The sequence below is a fragment of the Streptomyces viridiviolaceus genome, from assembly GCF_014650995.1.
Lineage (GTDB): Bacteria > Actinomycetota > Actinomycetes > Streptomycetales > Streptomycetaceae > Streptomyces > Streptomyces viridiviolaceus.
Map to the genome: position 1 here is coordinate 1 of NZ_BMWA01000009.1, position 18049 is coordinate 18049.

Annotated in this window: 17 protein-coding genes and 2 pseudogenes; 12 read left to right on the plus strand and 7 right to left on the minus strand. The window is 73.4% G+C overall.

Going from position 1 to position 18049, the window contains the following annotated elements:
- Positions 1–516: 516 nt before the first annotated feature.
- Genes IE260_RS14025 through IE260_RS14045 form a run of 5 tightly spaced genes read left to right on the plus strand, consistent with a single transcriptional unit; the run spans position 517 to position 5038 of the window.
- A complete protein-coding gene (locus IE260_RS14025; protein WP_189871570.1) occupies positions 517–1059 on the plus strand; it encodes an RNA polymerase sigma factor in 543 nt (180 codons plus the stop codon).
- On the plus strand, positions 1056–1904 hold the full coding sequence (locus tag IE260_RS14030; RefSeq protein WP_189871572.1) for a zf-HC2 domain-containing protein: 849 nt from the start codon (positions 1056–1058) through the stop codon (positions 1902–1904). The genes IE260_RS14025 and IE260_RS14030 overlap by 4 nt, the downstream gene beginning before the upstream one ends.
- 58 nt (positions 1905–1962) lie before the next feature.
- Positions 1963–2826, plus strand: a complete 864-nt coding sequence (locus tag IE260_RS14035) for an ABC transporter ATP-binding protein (protein WP_189871573.1) — start codon at positions 1963–1965, stop codon at positions 2824–2826.
- Positions 2823–4340 carry an ABC transporter permease gene (locus IE260_RS14040; RefSeq protein WP_189871575.1) on the plus strand — a complete coding sequence of 506 codons (1518 nt, stop codon included), beginning with the start codon at positions 2823–2825 and terminating at the stop codon, positions 4338–4340. Before IE260_RS14035 ends, IE260_RS14040 begins: the two co-directional genes overlap by 4 nt.
- A complete protein-coding gene (locus IE260_RS14045; RefSeq protein WP_229880752.1) occupies positions 4328–5038 on the plus strand; it encodes an ABC transporter in 711 nt (236 codons plus the stop codon). The genes IE260_RS14040 and IE260_RS14045 overlap by 13 nt, the downstream gene beginning before the upstream one ends.
- 64 nt (positions 5039–5102) lie before the next feature.
- On the opposite strand, the gene mshD is transcribed toward IE260_RS14045, so the two are convergent.
- A complete protein-coding gene (mshD, locus tag IE260_RS14050) occupies positions 5103–6029 on the minus strand; it encodes a mycothiol synthase (protein ID WP_189871577.1) in 927 nt (308 codons plus the stop codon).
- Positions 6030–6186: 157 nt separating this feature from the next.
- Here mshD and IE260_RS14055 point away from each other — a divergent pair, with 157 nt between their 5' ends.
- Both IE260_RS14055 and IE260_RS14060 read left to right on the plus strand, forming a co-directional pair.
- Positions 6187–7998, plus strand: coding sequence for a bifunctional metallophosphatase/5'-nucleotidase (locus tag IE260_RS14055; protein WP_189871579.1), 1812 nt, complete (start codon positions 6187–6189; stop codon positions 7996–7998).
- Positions 7999–8192: 194 nt separating this feature from the next.
- A pseudogene (locus tag IE260_RS14060) lies at positions 8193–8504 on the plus strand (ABC transporter ATP-binding protein); the annotation flags it as partial.
- A 63-nt stretch (positions 8505–8567) separates the two neighbouring features.
- Here IE260_RS14060 and IE260_RS43365 read toward each other — a convergent pair.
- The 6 genes and pseudogenes from IE260_RS43365 to IE260_RS14085 all read right to left on the minus strand — a co-directional run.
- Positions 8568–8816 (minus strand): annotated as a pseudogene (locus tag IE260_RS43365) (DUF7691 family protein); the annotation flags it as partial.
- Positions 8817–8839: 23 nt separating this feature from the next.
- The gene (locus IE260_RS14065) at positions 8840–10309 is read right to left on the minus strand and encodes a HAMP domain-containing sensor histidine kinase (protein WP_189871581.1); all 1470 of its coding nucleotides are present in this window, start codon (positions 10307–10309) and stop codon (positions 8840–8842) included.
- Positions 10306–11037: a response regulator transcription factor gene (locus tag IE260_RS14070; RefSeq protein ID WP_189871583.1), complete on the minus strand. Its 732-nt coding sequence runs from the start codon at positions 11035–11037 to the stop codon at positions 10306–10308. Before IE260_RS14070 ends, IE260_RS14065 begins: the two co-directional genes overlap by 4 nt.
- 94 nt (positions 11038–11131) lie before the next feature.
- Complete coding sequence (locus IE260_RS14075; RefSeq protein ID WP_189871585.1) at positions 11132–12235, minus strand: S1C family serine protease; 1104 nt, start codon at positions 12233–12235, stop codon at positions 11132–11134.
- A gap of 121 nt (positions 12236–12356) precedes the next feature.
- Positions 12357–13379 carry a LacI family DNA-binding transcriptional regulator gene (locus IE260_RS14080; protein ID WP_189871587.1) on the minus strand — a complete coding sequence of 341 codons (1023 nt, stop codon included), beginning with the start codon at positions 13377–13379 and terminating at the stop codon, positions 12357–12359.
- A gap of 98 nt (positions 13380–13477) precedes the next feature.
- Positions 13478–14230, minus strand: coding sequence for a winged helix-turn-helix transcriptional regulator (locus IE260_RS14085; protein WP_189871589.1), 753 nt, complete (start codon positions 14228–14230; stop codon positions 13478–13480).
- A gap of 234 nt (positions 14231–14464) precedes the next feature.
- Between IE260_RS14085 and IE260_RS14090 the strand changes: the two genes are divergently transcribed.
- From IE260_RS14090 to IE260_RS43045, 5 genes are all read left to right on the plus strand, one after another.
- Positions 14465–15301: an alpha/beta hydrolase gene (locus tag IE260_RS14090; protein ID WP_189871591.1), complete on the plus strand. Its 837-nt coding sequence runs from the start codon at positions 14465–14467 to the stop codon at positions 15299–15301.
- 37 nt (positions 15302–15338) lie between these two features.
- The gene (locus tag IE260_RS14095; protein WP_189871594.1) at positions 15339–15593 is read left to right on the plus strand and encodes a MoaD/ThiS family protein; all 255 of its coding nucleotides are present in this window, start codon (positions 15339–15341) and stop codon (positions 15591–15593) included.
- Positions 15594–15596: 3 nt separating this feature from the next.
- Positions 15597–16796, plus strand: coding sequence for a hypothetical protein (locus IE260_RS14100; protein WP_189871596.1), 1200 nt, complete (start codon positions 15597–15599; stop codon positions 16794–16796).
- A 138-nt stretch (positions 16797–16934) separates the two neighbouring features.
- Positions 16935–17672, plus strand: coding sequence for an LmeA family phospholipid-binding protein (locus tag IE260_RS14105; protein WP_189871598.1), 738 nt, complete (start codon positions 16935–16937; stop codon positions 17670–17672).
- A 176-nt stretch (positions 17673–17848) separates the two neighbouring features.
- Positions 17849–17929, plus strand: a complete 81-nt coding sequence (locus IE260_RS43045; protein WP_350310325.1) for a putative leader peptide — start codon at positions 17849–17851, stop codon at positions 17927–17929.
- Positions 17930–18049 lie beyond the last annotated feature (120 nt).

The window sequence follows — 18049 nt, forward strand, 5'->3', positions numbered from 1 at the left end:
CAACCGCTGCGGGCGGACACCCCCCGGCACGTCCCCTTCTCGCCGTACGCGACTGCCGCGCCGTCGCGGTGCCCGCGCAGCGCCGCGGCACCGCGCGCAGTCACGCGCCGCGCCGCAGTGACAGCCGGGCGCCGCCGCAGCCGTAACCGCGGGCAGTCGTGCCGCCTGGGGCGGCACGGGTGGGCGCGGGCGGCAACCCGATAGCGCCGGGCTGCGCCACCCACCCCGGTCCGCACCCACGCCAGGCACCGAAGCAAACGCCGGACCAGGAGACCCCCGGCAGCACCCACACCGGACGACCGCACCCACCCCCAGGCACGTGAGCAGAGCCCCGGCCAGCCGGCGGGTGGGCACAGGCGCCCAGAAGGCGCGAGGCCGTCGCGAAGGTGTCGGCGCCGGGCCGCGTGGCCCACCGCCGGGCGGCAGTGGATGCCGGGGCCATGGGGCCCGGAGGTCCGGTGGGAAGTCCGCTGTGATCGTGTGAACCGGTTGGCCGGGGTCGTCCGATGAGGAGACGTGAGCGAAACGAGAAGCGACGGGGAGCTGCTGCGGGCCGTCGCGGCGGACGGCGACCGGCGCGCCTTCGAGGAGCTGTACCGCCGGTACGCCCCTTGGCTGACCGCCCGCATGCGCAGCCGCTGCGCCGACGCCGGGGTCGTGGACGACGTCGTACAGGAGACCTTCCTCGCCGTGTGGCGGGGCACGGCGCGCTACCGGCAGGACGGTGACGTGGCCGGGTGGCTGTGGCGCATCGGGTCGCGGCGGCTGGTCGACGCGCTGCGCGGCGACGGGGCGCGGGGGCGGCTGCGGCAGGCACTGGCGCGGCTGCGGCACCGGGAGGAGGCGTCGGCCGAGGAGCGCGTGCTGGCCGGGGTCGAGCACGGCGACCTCGCGGGCGCGCTCGTCCGGCTCTCGCCGGAGCTGCGGGCGGTGCTCCAGGCCACGGTCATCGACGGGCTGACCACCCGCGAGGCGGCCGTCCTGCTCGGCATCCCGCCGGGCACGGTCAAGACGCGGGCGATGCGGGCCCGCAAGCAGCTGCGGGAGGCCCTGGCATGAGCATCGAGAACACCTGGCACGTGGCCGAGGACGACCTGCGGGCGTACGCCCGCGGGGAGCTGGCGGCACCCCTGCTGTGGTCCGCCGACGCCCATCTGACCTCCTGCGCGCGGTGCCGGGGCGTCCTCGCCGGGGTCAGCGACGTCGCCGCCCTCGACGCCGGCTGGGAGCGGCTGGACGCCGAGCTGGACGCGCCGCGGCCGGGGTGGTTCGAGGGGCTGCTGGTACGGCTCGGCGTCGCCGACCACACCGCACGGCTGCTCGCCGCCACGCCCGTGCTGCGCCGCTCCTGGCTCGGTGCGGTCGTCTCCGTGCTCGTGACGACCTTCGTCATCGCCGTCTCGTCCCGTGCCGCGCACTCGCCCACGCTGTTCCTCGCCTTCACGCCGCTGCTGCCGCTGGCCGGCGTGGCGCTGTCGTACGGGCCCGGGCTGGACCCGACGTACGAGATGGCGGTCGTGTCGCCGACGCACGGCTTCCGGCTGCTGATGATCCGTACGGTCGCCGTGCTCGCCGCCGGGCTGGGTCTCAATGGTCTCGCCACCCTCGCCCTGCCCGACTACGGGCTGCGGGCGCTGGCCTGGCTGCTGCCCGCGCTCGCCCTCACCGCGTCCGGGCTGGCGCTGACACCCCGGCTGGGCCCGGTGCTCGCGCCGTCCGCGGTCGGCGGGGCGTGGGTCGCGGTGCTGCTCGCCGCGAACGCCGCGCAACCGGGCGCCGACGCGACGCTCGCGCCGTTCACCGCGGCAGGACAGGGCGTCTCCGGGGCCGTGGCGGCCCTGGGTGCCGGGCTGCTGTTCCTGTTCCGCGACCGTTTCGACGTCTTTCCGAGGGGGGCCGCGTGACCGCCGTGTCTGCCCCCGTCCTCGTCTCTTCAGTCTTCCTCTTGCACGGGAGTGCCGTATGACCCCCACCGTTTCCGCATCCGGGCTCAGCCTTCACTACGGTGCCACCCGCGCCCTCGACGACGTGTCGCTGCGGCTGACCCCGGGCGTCACCGGGCTGCTCGGGCCCAACGGGGCCGGCAAGACCACCCTGCTCCGGGTGCTGGCGACGGCCGTGCCCGCCGACCGGGGGGCCTTCACCGTGCTCGGCCACGATCCGGGCAGTGCGCGCGGGCGGCAGGAGGTGCGGCGCCGGCTCGGGTACCTGCCGCAGACGCCCGGTTTCCACCCGGACTTCACCGCCTTCGAGTTCGTCGACTACGTGGCGATCCTCAAGGAGCTGACCGATCGCGGCGCCCGGCACCGCGAGGTGCGGCGGGTGCTGGAGGAGGTCGATCTGGGCGACGTGCGCGGACGGCGGATCAAGAAGCTGTCCGGCGGGATGCGGCAGCGGGTCGCCCTCGCGGCGGCGCTGGTCGGTGATCCCGGGTTCCTGGTGCTAGACGAGCCGACCGTCGGACTGGATCCCGAGCAGCGGATGCGGTTCCGGGAGCTGATCGCCCGTGCTGGGGAGGGGCGGACCGTGCTGCTGTCCACCCACCAGACCGAGGACGTGGCCATGCTGTGCCACCGGGTGCTGGTCATGGCGTCCGGCGCCGTGCGTTTCGACGGGACGCCGGCCGAGCTGACCGCGCGGGCCGCGGGGCGGGTGTGGAGCAGTACGCAGCGGGATCCGGGCGCGAAGGCCGGATGGCGTACGGGGACGGGAACCTTCCGGAACGTCGGGGAGCCGCCCGCGGGCGCCGAACTGCTCGAACCGACCCTGCAGGACGGCTACCTGCTCACCCTCGACGGCGCCGGTGCCACGGAGGTGGCGGCGTGAGCGCGGTGATGGAGGCGGCTCCGGCCGTCGTGCGCACCGATACGCGCGGGAGCGTACGGGCCGTGCTCGCCCTCGCCCGGTTCGAGGCGCGCAGACTGCTGCTGAACGTTCCGGTCGTTGTCGCTTTCGTGGCGTACACCGGCTGGATCGTCTGGCGTACCCAGCAGTCCTGGGACGGGTACCCGGCCCTGCAGGACGCCGACCGGGCCACCCAGGGCGGGCCCCTGCTCGTCGGCACCGCGGTCATGCTGTGCGCGGACTTCGCCGTGCTGCGCTCGCGGCGCCACGGCACCGAGGGACACTTCGCGGTGCTCGTCGTCGCGCCCTGGCGCCGTACGGTCGCCCACGTGCTGTCCGTCGTACCGGCCGCCGCGCTCACGGCGGTGTGCGTGGCCGGGCAGTTCACCTGGGAGGCGCTGAAGCCGGGCGCGATCGGGCACGGTTCGCCGGCCGAGCTGGCCGTCGGACCGCTGACCGTGCTGCTGCTCGGGGCCGCCGGGGTCCTGCTGGCCCGGCTGGCGCCGTCGCCGGTCGCGGCACCGCTGCTGGCCGTGTGCTTCCTGTTCACGTTCGTCCTCGGCGCGTTCCCGGCCGGCGGCGAGGGCACGGCGTGGCTGGCACCGGTCGTCACCGAGGCCGGCACCGACACGCTGCCCTCCGACCTGCTGGGCCGGCCCGCCGCCTGGCACGCCCTGTACCTGGCGGGCCTGGCCCTGTGCGCGGCCTTCCTCGCGGTGCTGGCCGCGGGCGGGCGGAACGTCGCCGTCAAGGCGGGCGTCGCCGTGACGCTGGTGCTCGCGCTGGTGGGCGCGGTGGGCCAGGCGGGAGAGGTGTCCCCCGAGGTGACCGCGGCCCGGGAGCGTTTCTCGGTCAGCCCGGAGAAGGAGCAGACCTGTGTCGAGCGGGGACGCTCGACGTACTGCGCCTTCCCCGAGTGGACGGCGCGGACGGGCACCTGGGCCGGGGTCGTGGACCGGGTCCAGTCCCTCGCGGGCGGCTCGGCCCGCACCCAGCCGCTCGTCGTACGGCAGCGGATCGACGCCCGCCACGGCCTGGACGGCGACGCCGCGCTCCCCCCGTCGGCCGCCGCGCACCAGGTGACCGTGGGCACCTCCTGGGGCGGCAACCGGGTCCCGGAGTTCTCCACCGCCGTCGCCGCCGTGCTGGTCGCCGGGGACGAGAAGGCGAGCGGCGCGATCTGCGACGGCCGGATGGTCACCCTCATGTGGCTGTCGCTGAGCTGGCAGGACGACCCGCTGGACGCCCTGCGCCGGGTCCGCCTCGACGACAGCCTGAGCGGCTCCGCCGTCGTCCTGTCGCCCACCGACCCGCTGACCATGACGGAGGGTCAGACCGATGTCGTCCGCCGTCTGCTGGAGCGGGCGGACGACGACACCGCGGGGAAGGTGAAGGCGCACTGGGCCGAGCTGACCTCCCCGGACGTCACCACGGCCCGGGCGGCACAGCTGCTGGGCGTGGCCGGGCCCCGTGGGGCGGACTCGTGCGGAGAGTGACCGGGGAGCACGGGAAGGGCACGGCCGGGCGGGGAGTGGTGTGGGCGCTGGTGCGTCCGGTGTGGCGGACGCTGCCGTGGCGGGCGCTGGGGGCCGCCGGGACCGTCGGGCTGCTCCTCGCGGGGACGTCCCGGCTGGTCAGCGGCGGGCCGACGCCTTGGCTGACGCTCGTCCTGCTGCGGGCCGCGGCCCTCGTCGGCGCTCTGGGACTGGCCTTCCTGCTGGACGACCCGGCCCGGCACCTCACGGCGCCGGTACCGACCCGGCGCCCCCTCCGGCAGGCCCTGCGGGCGGTGCTCGTCGCCCCGCCGGTCGCGCTGTGGTGGGCGGCGGTGCTGCTCCTCGCCCCGGCCAAGGTACGGCCTCCGGTGGCCGGCGTCACCGTGGAGGCGGCGGCGACGTGCGCCCTCGCCTTCGCCGGCGCCGCGGCGGCGGTGCGCCTGACGCGGGAGCAGCGTCCGGGGCAGGCGGTCGCGGCGGCCCTGCTCACCTCGGCCGTCCTCGCTCCGCTGCTGCTGCCGGACGGCTGGGAGCTGTTCGTGCCGGCGGAGAACCCGGCCTGGGACGCGGCGCACGACCGCTGGGCGCTGGTGTCGGTGGCGGCGGTCGTGGCGTGGGGGCTGTGCGGTCCGGAGCCGTCGGCGCGGTGGGCACGCGTCAGGGGGCCGGGCGGACGCCGGGCGGGGTCGTCGGCCTGAGGGGCGGACGGCCCGGTGCGGGGCCGTCAGCCGGAGGGGCGGGCCGTCGGGTCTTCGGCGCCGGTCACGTCTCCGTGCGGTACATCAGGTCCGTCTCGTGGGTCAGGAACCCGAGCCGCTCGTAGACGGACACGGCCGCCTTGTTGTCGGCGTCGACGTACAGCATCGCCGTGGGCAGCCCCTGCTCCGCCAGGTGCCGGAGGCCGATGGTGGTCAGGGCCTTGCCGAGGCCGCCGCCCTGGGCGTCGGGACGGATGCCGAGGACGTACACCTCGCCGAGCTGCTCGGCCGTGTGCACCTTGGTCCAGTGGAAGCCGATCAGCTCGCCTTCCCGCTCCGCCAGGAAGAAGCCGGCCGGGTCGAACCACGGCTCGGCCTTGCGGTCGTCGAGGTCGCGCTGGGTGAGGGCGCCCTGCTCGGGATGGTGGGCGAAGGCGGCGGCGTTCACGGCGAGCCAGGCCGCGTCGTCCTGCCCGGGCATGAAGGTCCGCACGGTCACGCCCTCGGGCAGCACCGGGTCGGGCAGGGCGAGGTCCGCCAACGGCCGTCGCATCTGCCGCAGTTCCCGGAAGAGGGACAGTCCGAGGACCTGCGCGAGATGCCGGGCGGCCGAGTGGCCGCCGTGCGCCCACACCCGCAGCCGCTTGCCCGAGGCGCCGAGCAGCGCCGAGCCCAGCGCCCGTCCGTGTCCCTGCCCGCGGTACGAGGGGTGGACGACCAGTTCGGCGGCGGGCGGTTCCACCGGGTCGGTGTCCTCCAGCTGGGCGTAGCCGACGAGTTCGCCGTCGGTGGTGAGCAGCAGATGCGACACGCCCTCGCGCGCCCCGCCGCGCAGTTGCAGCCGTCCCTGTTCGGACACGGCCTGCTGACCGTCGTTCCGAGCGGCCTCGTCGAGCAGCCGGAGGACGTCCTCGGTGTGTTCCGGAGAAAGCGCGGCGTACGTGTCGATCGAGCGGGGGCGGCCGGGCCGCGCGATGTCGTCGCTGGTCATGCGTACGAGGGTAAGGGGCGGGCCCGGCAAAGTGGCGGCAGAAGGTAAACCAGGATGTAACCGGGAACCCCCTGTCGCGCTACGCGCGTTGACTCTAGGCTGCGCCGACGGGCCGTCACCTCGGCGGCTCCACCCACGCAGACCCACAGGGGGGCGCATGCCAGCCACAGCACAGTCGCATCAACCGCGCCGCAGACGCCGTACGACCCGTCTCCTCGCGGTCGCCGCCGGCGCGGTGACCGCCGGGGCGCTCGCCGCCGCCGCGCTGCCGGGGACGGCGAGCGCGGGCGAGGGCCACGACGGACACCAGCCCGGCCGCTACCAGGACGTGCAGCTCCTCTCCTTCAACGACCTGCACGGCAACCTGGAGCCGCCGGCCGGTTCCTCCGGCCGGGTCACCGAGGTCCAGCCGGACGGCACGACGAAGACGGTCGACGCGGGCGGCGTGGAGTACCTGGCCACCCATCTGCGCCAGGCCCGCAAGGGCAACCCGTACTCCATCACCGCGGCCGGCGGCGACATGGTCGGTGCCTCCCCGCTGCTGTCCGGGCTCTTCCACGACGAGCCGACGATCGAGGCGCTCAACAAGCTCGACCTGGACGTCACGTCCGTCGGCAACCACGAGTTCGACGAGGGCGCGACGGAACTGGCCCGCCTCCAGAACGGCGGCTGCCACCCCACCGAGGGCTGCTACACGGACAAGGAGTTCGAGGGCGCCGACTTCCCCTACCTCGCCGCGAACGTCCTGGACGAGAAGACCGGCAAGCCCGTCCTCAAGCCGTACTGGGTGTGGAAGAACAACGGCGTCAAGGTCGGCTTCATCGGCGTGACCCTGGAGGGCACCCCGGACATCGTCTCCGCCGAGGGTGTGAAGGGCCTGCAGTTCAAGGACGAGGTCGAGACGATCAACAAGTACGCCAAGGTGCTCCAGGGGCAGGGCGTGAAGTCGATCGTCGCGCTCGTCCACGAGGGCGGCTTCCCGGCCTCGTCCTCCTACAACTACGACTGCGACTCCCCGGGCGCCGACGACGGCATCTCCGGACCGATCGTCGACATCGCCAAGAACGTCACGCCCCAGGTGGACGCGCTGGTCACCGGCCACACCCACAACGCGTACGTCTGCACGATCGACGACCCGGCGGGCAAGCCGCGCATGGTCACCTCGGCCGCGTCCTTCGGCCGCCTCTACACGGACACCACGCTCACCTACGACCGGTGGACGGGCGACATCGCCCGTACGGCGGTGAAGTCGGCCAACCACGTCGTCACCAGGGACGTCCCCAAGGCGCCCGACATGACGTCGCTGATCGACCGGTGGAACACCCTGGCGGCCCCCATCGGCAACCGCCCCATCGGCTACATCTCCGGCGACATCGGCAACACCGGCACCGAGTCCCCGCTCGGCGACCTGATCGCCGACGCGCAGCTGGCCTACGGCAAGGAACTGGACCCGGAGACCGACCTCGCCCTGATGAACCCCGGCGGCATCCGGGCACCGCTGACCTACGCGGCCAAGGGCGCCGAGGGCGACGGCGTGGTGACGTACGCGGAGGGCTTCACGGTGCAGCCGTTCGCCAACACGGTGAACCTGCAGAACTTCACGGGCGCCCAGCTGATCCAGGTCCTGAAGGAGCAGGTGAGCGGCTCGAACGAGGCGGCGCCGAAGATCCTCCAGGTCTCGTCCGGCCTGACCTACACCCTGGACCTGACGAAGACGGGCCCCGACCGCGTGGTCACGGACTCCATCCGCCTGAACGGTGCGGCCATCGACCCGGCGGCCACCTACCGCGTCGCGACGAACAGCTTCCTCGCGGGCGGCGGCGACGGCTTCCCCACGCTCGGCCAGGGCACGAACGACGTGGTCGGCGCGGACGACCTGAAGGCTCTGGAGCAGTACCTGACGGCCAACTCCTCGGCGACCGACCCGATCGCGCCGCCGGCGGCCGACCGGATCACGATCGTGCGGTAGCGCCGCGCGGTTTCCAGCGGGCCCACGGACCTCGTCCGTCATGGGCCCGCTTTTTTCTTGCCTAAATTCTGTGTCAGCTCCTGCCCGGTTCCCGGCACCGTCTGAAAATTCGTCTCAGCCCCGATTAATCGAGGTCCAAGTGGAATCGGCATTTACCGGCTCCGGTTTCCCGTAATGTTTTCCGTGTCGACAGCGACAACCGCCGACGCGCCGAAGAGGCCCGCCTCGACCGCGAGGCACGCGCCTGGATGAAGGCGTCCGTGCGCGGAGCACGGCTGAGCGAGATGTACGAGCAGTGCGTCGAGGTCGCCGAGACGCTGTGCGTGCTCGCGGTGATCGGCCTGGGCGTGTGGGAGATCTCGGCCGACCGCATGACACCCGGTCAACTCCTCGCCTTCGCCGCCTTCGCCGCCTTCGCCGCCTTCGTCGGCTACTTCTACCCTTCCGTCCGCAGCCTCGGCCGGCTCGGCCTCACGCTCACCGCCGCCACCGCCGGCGCCCACCGCCAGGAACGAGCCGGTGAGCGAGCACAGCCGCTGGTACGCGTAGCCGTACTGGAAGGCGTGGTCCTTGTCGTCGCTGAACGGCCCGCCGTGGACGACCGCGCGCAGTGCCTCGTACGCCGTGGGAGCGCCGTCCGCGATCGCGTGGCCGAAGTAGTCGTCGTCGCGGGCGAGGTCGTCACCGAACGCGGTGCGTATCACCTCGAGCAGCTGGTCGTCGCGGGAACCGACGAGCGCACGCGTGGCGGCCACGTCGAGAAGGCGGACGCTCAGGGAGGAACTCATGCGTCCCGACTCAGGAGCCGCCACTGACATCCGAAGACGTCCGTGCCGCGTCGTCAGTCGTCCCCGTCCGCCGCGTCCGGCTCCGGCGGCGGCACCGGTGCCCCCGGCAGCCGTACGGTCGCCACCGTCCCGCCGTCCCCGTCACCGGCCGGGGCCAGCGTCACCTCGCCGCCCGCCTGCTGCACCGTCCGCGCCACGATCGACAGACCGAGGCCCGAGCCGGGCAGCGCACGCGCCGACGGGGAGCGCCAGAAGCGGTCGAAGACGTGGGGGAGTTCCTCGGCGGGGATGCCCGGGCCGCGGTCGCGGACCGTCAGGACGCCGTCGGCCAGGCGTACGTCGACGGTGCCGCCGTCCGGGCTGAACTTCACCGCGTTGTCCAGGACGTTGACCACCGCCCGCTCCAGGGCGGACGGCTCCGCCCGTACGTACCAGGGCTGGACGTCGGCGGTGATCGTCAGCTCCGGGCCGCGCAGCCGGGCGCGGCGCAACGCCGAGGCGACCACGTCCTGCCAGGCGACGATCTGCGTACGGCCCGCGTGCTGGCCGGTGTCCGGGCGGGACAGCTCCTGGAGGTCGCCGATGAGCGCGGCCAGCTCGGTCATCTGCGCCTTCACCGACGCGAGGAGCGCCTTGCGGTCGGCCTCGGGGATCGGCCGGCCGGTCTCCTCGCTGCGGGTGAGGAGCTCGATGTTCGTCCGGAGCGAGGTGAGGGGCGTGCGCAGTTCGTGGCCCGCGTCGGCGATGAGCTGCTGCTGCAGGTCGCGGGAGCTGGCCAGGGAGGAGGTCATGGAGTTGAAGGACCGGGAGAGCCGGGCGATCTCGTCCTCGCTGTCGTCCTCGACGGGGATACGGACGGTGAGGTCCTCGGTGCGGGCGACGTGTTCGACGGCCGCGGTGAGCTTGTCGACGGGGCGCAGACCGGCACGGGCCACGGCGAGCCCGGCGGCGCCGGCGCCGAACGCGCCGATGCCGGAGACGAGGAGCAGGAACAGGGCCAGTTCGTTCAGGGTGGACCGGGTGCTGTCGAGGGGGACGGCGGCGACATAGGCGTAGTCCTTGGCCACGCCGCGGCCCAGCGGCGTCTTCACGGTGACGGCGGTGGTCAGCACACGCACCCGGTCGCCGTTGCTGTCGGTGCCGTTGCGGACCGTCGCGGAGTTGGGGTCCGGGTCCCTGGCCACCTTCTTGTCCTGATGGGTCACCCCGACCGCTGCCGAGGCGAACGGCAGCAGACACACCGTGCCGTCGGAGCGCACCAACTGTCCGTAACTCCCGCTGCGCGGACCGATGGAGTCGGTGTCCGAGGGCTCCTGGCCGCAGGAGCCGACGATGCTGTCGAGCTGTCGCTGTTCCAGGACGACGACCGACGATTGCAGGTCGTCGTCGAGTTCCGCGTACAGCTTCCCCTGCACGATGAACCAGCACGTGACCGAAACCGCCGCCACCGCGAACGCCACCGCCACCGCCACCAGCAGGGCCAGGCGGGAGCGCAGGGGCAGGGTGCGGAAGCGTCTGATCACTCCGCGCCGCCCTGCCGCAGCACATACCCCACGCCGCGGACGGTGTGCACGAGGCGCGGCTCGCCGCCCGCCTCGGTCTTGCGGCGCAGGTACATCACGTACACGTCGAGCGAGTTGGACGACGGCTCGAAGTCGAAGCCCCAGACGGCCTTCAGGATCTGCTCCCGCGTGAGCACCTGCCGCGGGTGCGCCATGAACATCTCCAGCAGGGTGAACTCCGTGCGGGTCAGCTCCACTCGCCGCCCGCCCCGCGTGACCTCCCGCGTCGCCAGGTCCATGCTCAGGTCGGCGAAGGAGAGGACGTCGTCCTCCTCGGAGGCCGCCACCGCCGCCGCGTAGGAGCTGCGGCGCAGCAGCGCGCGGATGCGGGCGAACAGTTCGTCCAGCTCGAACGGCTTGACCAGGTAGTCGTCGGCGCCGGCGTCCAGCCCGGTCACCCGGTCGCCGACCGTGTCGCGGGCCGTCAGCATCAGGATCGGGGTCGTGTCGCCGGCGCCGCGGATGCGCCGGGCGGCGGTCAGGCCGTCCATGCGGGGCATCTGGATGTCGAGGACGACCAGGTCGGGCCGGTACGCCGCCGCCTTCTCCAGGGCGTCCGCGCCGTCGACGGCGACCTCGGTGTCGTACCCCTCGAAGGCGAGGCTGCGCCGGAGGGCTTCGCGGACCGCCGGCTCGTCGTCGACGATCAGGATCCGCTGGGTGTCACGGTCGCCTTCTGCGGGGCTCATGGCTGGGGGTTCCTCGGGTGCGGTGGGGACACGGGGGCTGAACGCCTTCAGCGTCGCACGTTCACGGGAGGCGGGGGAAAAGGGCGGTCGCCGCTCAGCTGTCGGCGCCCGCCCGCAGGTCGGCCAGGTCGGCCTTGACGGTGTTGACCGGGATGGCGAAGCCGAGGCCCACGCTGCCCGCGTCGGCGGACGAGGAGGAGCCGGCCGCCGAGTACATCGCGGAGTTGATGCCGATGATGTTGCCGTTCATGTCGATCAGCGCACCGCCGGAGTTGCCCGGGTTGAGGGACGCGTCCGTCTGGATCGCCTTGTACGTCGTGGTGGACGAGCCGGTGTCCCCGTTGAACTCCTGGCCGCCGAACTCGAACGGCCAGCCGCCGCCCTGCCGCTGCTGTTGCTGCTGCCGGCCCTCGTCCGTCGAGACGGTCACGTCGCGGTCCAGGGCCGAGACGATGCCGCTGGTGACGGTGCCGGTCAGGCCCTCGGGGGAGCCGATGGCCACGACCTGGTCGCCGACCCGGACGCCGTCGGAGTCGCCGAGGGTCGCCGCCTTCAGCCCGGAGGCGTCCTCCAGCTTGATCAGCGCCAGGTCCTTCTTGCTGTCGGTGCCGACGACCTGCGCGGTGTACTCCTTGCCGTCGCTGGTGGTCACCTTGACCGACGACGCGCCGGAGACGACGTGGTTGTTGGTGATGATCTCGCCGTCACTGGTGATGATCACGCCGGAACCGGTGGAGGAGCCGGCGTTCGAGGCGGCGCTGATCTCGACGATGCTGGGGCTGACCGCCTGGGCGACCCCGGCCACCGTGCCCTTCTGGCTGGAGGGAACCACGTTGGTGCTGGTGGCGCTGGAGGCGACGGTGTCGTTGCCGGTCAGCTCCTGGATGCCGTACGCGGTGCCGCCGCCGACGGCCGCCGCGACGATCGCCACGGCCGCCAGCAGGGCGACCGGACCGCGCCGGGCGCGCTTCCTGCGGGGCTCGGCGGGGTCGCCGGGCCCGGCGGCGTCCGCCGTCACCGGCTGCGCGGGCGGCTGCGCCGGCGGGGGCGGCCACTCCGGGTCCACCGGGCTCGCCGGGTACACCGGGGTCGCCGGGCCCACCGGGGTCACGGGAGAGGAGGCGTGCTGCTGGGTGCCCTGGTAGGGGTTCTCGTGCGCGTGCTCGTACTCGCCGCTGCGGCGGAGGCTCTCGGTCATGTCCACGAGCATCTCCGCCGACGATGAGAGCTCCCTGAGTGCTGTCTGAGAAGCCCGGCAGAACCTCGTATGCCCGATGTAAAGGGCCTTCGAGGGTCACGCGGTGAAGGGGCGCCGAGGGCTACTCGCAGCCGCAGGACTGCCGCAGCACCAGACGGGACGGGAACACCTTCAGCCGCTCCCGCCGCGAGCCCGCGACCCGCAGCCCGTCGTCCAGGACCAGGTCCACGGCGGCCCGCGCCATCGCCGACCGGTCCGAGGCGACCGTGGTGAGCGGCGGGTCGGCGAGCGCCGCCTCCTTGATGTCGTCGAAGCCGGCGACGGCCAGCTCGCCCGGGACGTCGATGCGCAGCTCGCGGGCCGCGCGCAGCAGGCCGATGGCCTGGTCGTCGGTCGAGCAGAAGATCGCGGGCGGGCGGCGGGGGCCGGAGAGGATCTCCAGCGCCACCTGGTACGCGTCGTAGCGGTTGTACGGCGCCTCGAAGAGCCGTCCCTCGGTGGAGAGACCGGCCTCCTTCATCGCGCGCTTCCAGCCCTCGACGTGGTCGGAGACGGGGTCGCCGACGGAGGGGGTCTCCGCGGTGCCGCCCATGCAGGCGACGTACTCGTAGCCGTGTTCCAGCAGGTGGCGTACGGCGAGCTGGGCGCCGCCGAGGTCGTCGGTGACGACGGCGACGTCGTCGATGGCCTCGGGGCGCTCGTGCAGCAGGACCACCCGGGCGTCCCACGCCTCGATCTCGGCGGCGGCCAGGTCGTTCAGTGCGTGGCTGACCAGGATCAGGCCCGAGACCCGCATGCCGAGGAAGGCGCGCAGGTAGTGGACCTCGCGTTCGCCGACGTAGTCGGTGTTGCCGACGAGCACCATCTTTCCGCGCTCGGACGCGGCCTGTTCGACGGCGTGGGCCATCTCCCCGAAGAAGGGCTGGCGGGCGTCCGGGATGATCAGACCTATGAGGTCCGTGCGCCGCGACGCCATGGCCTGGGCGACCCGGTCGGGCCGGTACCCCAGTTCCTTGATCGCGGCGAGGACACGCTCGCGCGTGGCCGGGGCGACCGGCCGGGGTCCGTTGTTGATGACATAGCTGACCACGGCGGTGGAAGTCCCCGCCAGCCGCGCCACATCGTCCCGAGTCACCTTGGCCACGCGCGGAGTCTACGCGGATGGACCCGCTCTGGGCAGGGCGTATCAGTGCTTGGATGAAGCCGTCGTCGTGCGGGAGCTCTGCCCGGCCCGGACGACCGTCATGCCTCGGCGGCCGCGGGCGTCACCTCAGGGGTGTCGGCCTTCGCCTTGGTCTTGGCCTCCTCGGCGGCGCGCTCCACCTTCTCCGGCGTCACGAAGCGGTAGCCGACGTTGCGGACGGTGCCGATCAGTGACTCGTGCTCGGGGCCGAGCTTGGCGCGCAGCCGCCGTACGTGCACGTCGACCGTGCGGGTGCCGCCGAAGTAGTCGTACCCCCAGACCTCCTGGAGCAGCTGGGCGCGGGTGAACACCCGGCCCGGGTGCTGGGCGAGGTACTTCAGCAGCTCGAACTCCTTGAAGGTCAGGTCCAGGACCCGCCCCTTGAGTTTCGCCGAGTACGTCGCCTCGTCCACCGACAGATCGCCGTTGCGGATCTCCATGGGGGAGTCGTCGCTGACGATCTGCTGACGGCCCATGGCCAGCCGCAGCCGGGCCTCGACCTCGGCCGGGCCGGCGGTGTCCAGCAGCACGTCGTCGATGCCCCAGTCGGCGGTGACGGCGGCGAGGCCGCCCTCGGTGACGACCAGGACCAGCGGACATCCCGGTCCCGTGGAGCGCAGCAGCTGGCACAGGCTGCGCACCTGCGGGAGGTCCCGGCGTCCGTCGACGAGGATGACGTCGGCACCGGGGGTGTCGACGAGAGCGGGGCCCTCGGCGGGGGCCACGCGCACGTTGTGCAGCAGCAGACCGAGGGCGGGGAGCACCTCCGTCGACGGCTGGAGGGCATTGGTCAGGAGCAGAAGAGAACTCATCGCGCCCCACCTGCCTGGGTCGTCATACGGTCGTGCACGGTTCGCTCGCCCATAACGTCTGGTTCCTCCTCGGTCCCTGCGAGGACGTTTACGGCACTGCTTCGTACGGTGCGGGTCCCGCGCCCGTGGGGCCCGCTGCGAGTCCGGGAGGTGAACGCTCGTGAACGCTCCCGAAAGCACAAAAGGACCCGGGGGCTACGTTGCCCGAGTCCTCTGCCCAGCAGAATAGCCGACATGAGCATCGGTCCGGCAGGTCATGTGGCGCGTTCCACCATTAGTCCGCATCCCGAGACGCCCCGGCGGGCACCGCGCCGCGCGCCCGCACGGACATTCCTCCACACGGCCGACGGCGTGCCGATCGACGCCGTGTACGAGCCCGGAGCGGCCGGTGACCTGGTCCTCGTCGTCGCGCACGGCTTCACCGGCGACGCCGACCGTCCGCACGTACGGCGCGCGGCGCGGACGCTCGCCCGGTACGGCTCCGTGGTCACCTTCTCCTTCCGGGGCCACGGCGCCTCCGGAGGACGGTCGACGGTCGGCGACCGCGAGGTGCTCGACCTGGCGGCGGCGGTCGACTGGGCCCGTGGCTTCGGACACGCGCGCGTGGCCACCGTCGGCTTCTCCATGGGCGGCTCGGTGGTGCTGCGGCACGCCGCGCTGTACGGCCCGGACAGCCCGGCGCGGACGGACGCCGTGGTGTCGGTGAGCGCCCCCGCGCGCTGGTACTACCGGGGCACGGCGCCGATGCGGCGGCTGCACTGGCTGGTGACGCGCCCCGAGGGCCGGATCGTCGGCCGCTACGGCTTCCGCACCCGTATCCATCACCGGGACTGGGACCCGGTGCCGCTGTCGCCGGTGGAGGCGGTGCCCAGAATCGCCCCGAGGCCCCTGCTCGTCGTCCACGGCGACCGGGACGGCTACTTTCCGCTCGACCACCCCCGGATGCTGGCCGGGGCCGCCGGTGACCACGGCGAACTCTGGCTGGAGCCCGGCATGGGCCACGCGGAGCACGCCTGCGGCGAGGAGCTGCTGCGCCGGATCGGCGACTGGGCGGCGGCCCGGGCGGGCTAGCCTGACGGTGTTCACCGTCAAGTGATTGAGGAACCAGATGGCAAAGGTCACGGTGCGCTACTGGGCCGCCGCGAAGGCCGCGGCCCAGGTGGCCGAGGAGCCCTACGAGGCGGACACGCTCGCCGAGGCGCTCGCCGCGGTGCGCGAACGCCACCCCGGCGAACTCACGCGCGTGCTGCTGCGCTGCTCGTTCCTCGTCGACGGCGACCCCGTGGGCACCCGCGGGCATGAGACGGTACGGCTGGCCGACGGCGGCACGGTCGAAGTGCTCCCGCCGTTCGCAGGAGGGTGACCGATGACCGACCAGCCGAATCAGCCGTACGGGGGACACGACGCGCAGGCGTGGCCCGGACAGCAGGGCCACCAGGGCCACGAGGACCCGCACGCCGCCCAGTACACGCAGCAGTGGCAGGGGCAGACCTGGGAGACGCAGGTGCAGCCGCCGGTCTCCGCCGAGGAGACGGCGTACCTGCCCCCGCAGACCTACGGGGCGTACGCCCCGCAGCAGGGGCAGCAGCAGCCCGGCCCACAGGCGTACCAGCACCAGCAGTACGCCCCGCAGCCTCAGCAGTACGCCCCGCAGCCCGAGCAGCAGGGCTACCGGCCCCACCCGCAGCCGGCGCCGCAGGCGTACGCCCCCGCCGCCTCCGCAGCCCCCGCCTCCCCGGCCCCTGCCTCCGCGGTGCCCGGCACCGCCGAAGCCGCTCCCGAGTACGGACCGGCGACCCTGGCCGGGAACACGCGGATCACCGACGCGCAGCGCGCCCGCGCCGAGGGCCGTTCGCCGATCATCGATCCCGGGATGCAGCCGGCCCTGCTCACGGCGCTGCTCGGGCTGCTGCTGGCCGGCGGGGCGGCGCTCGGCACGTACGCGCTGCTCGTCCCGCTCGTCGTCCTCCAGGCCGTCACCGCGGCGGGCTGGTTCCGGCTGAACGGCATGTGGCCCGCCCGGCAGGGCATCGCGCTGGGCTTCGCCGGGGCGCTGGCGGCGGACGCGGCGCTGCTGGTGTCGGACCGCTCCCCGGCGGCCATCCTCGGCACGCTCGGCGTGTGGGTGCTGCTCTCCCTCGTCCTGCAGCTGCGGTCGCACGCCGACCCGGACGAGCGGATGTACGGCCTGATGGCGACGGTCGCCGCGGCGGCGCTGGCGGTGGTCGCCGGCGGGTACCTCGCCGCGGAGGCGGACGCGGTCACGGTCGGCGCGGTGGCGGTGGCGGTCGCCGCCGTGGCCCGCGCCCTGCCGCTGCCGACGCCGGCCTCCGTGGTCGTCGCGCTGCTCGCGGCGGCCGGTGCGGGCATCGCGGCCGGCTCGCTGACCGGTGCCGGGGCGTCGGGCGCGCTGCTCGGCGCGGGCGCGGCGGTGTGCGCGCTGATCGGCCACCGGGTGGCGGCCTACGACTACCCGTCCCGGTTCGTGCACTTCACGGCGGGCGTGGCGCTGCCGCTCGCGGCCGCGGCGCCGGCCGTGTACGTGCTCGGCCGGGCCCTCGGCTAGGCGCCGGTCGCGCGGACCCCGCCTGTCACAGGTGATCGACAAATTCCGGGCGGCCGTCGCCCGGCGCGTTAGCCTCGCGCTGGACGGCCGTCCGGTCGTCTTCAGTCCGCCGTCGACCGCCGGGGTGGGGAACACCGCATGCGCGCACTGCGAATACTGCTGATCGTCGTCGTGGTCCTGGGCGGGCTGTTCGTCGTCGCCGACCGGCTCGCGGTCGACTACGTGGAGAGCGAGGCGGCGGACGAGCTGCGGACGACCGAGAACCTGGCCTCGACCCCGGACGTGTCCATCAACGGCTTCCCGTTCCTGACCCAGCTCGCGGGCGGTGAGCTGGACGACGTCGAGGTCGGCATCCGTGACTACGAGGCGGCCACCGGCGACGGCACCGAGACGATCCGCATCGACGACCTCCGGGCGGACCTCGAGGGCGTCGAGTTCTCCGGCGACCTCGCCTCCGCCACCGCGGCGAGGGCCACCGGCACCGCGACCATCGCCTACGACGAGCTGATGAAGGCCACCAAGTCCGAGGCCACGCAGATCGCGCCCGGCATCACCGCGAAGGTCGTCGGTCTCTCCGACGGCGGCGACGGCAAGATCAAGGTGTCGCTCGCGGCGACCGTGCTGGGCATCGAACTGCCCGAGCCGGTCGACGTGCTCAGCTCGGTCAGGGTCGAGGACGACGACGTCGAGGTCGTCGCCGACGGCCTGCCGGAGATCGGGGGCAGGCAGCTCGCCGAGTCCCGCATCCGGGCCATCACCGACTTCCAGCAGAGGATCGACGAGCTGCCCGGCGGCATCCGGCTCGACAAGGTCGAGGCGGCGAAGGACGGCGTCGAGATCACGGTGCGGGGTTCGGATCTCCGGCTGGCCGGGTAGTACGTCCGACAGGCGAGACGCCCACGTCCGTACCGCAGATGTGATGCCCATACAGTCGACCGCGAGCCGTGCGGGGATCGCACGGACGTCCTCCGCTTCCCAGAGTGCGGACGATCCCGTCTCATTATCCGACACGCCGGTGACACGCCCCGGCGTACCTCCCTACGATCGACGGCATGAAGCGACAGGCGGATCTCACGAAGCGGCGGGCAGTGGACCTGTGCCGCGTTGCCGCCATGCTCTGTCGCACGTTCTGAGCGGACGGGCGCTACCGCCCTCCGCGTTCCCTCACCGCCCAGCCCAGGGCACTCGCGCGCCGCGCCGGCCCCGGCCGCGCGCCCGCGCACGCACCCTCTCACCGCACGCCCCGCCGCAAC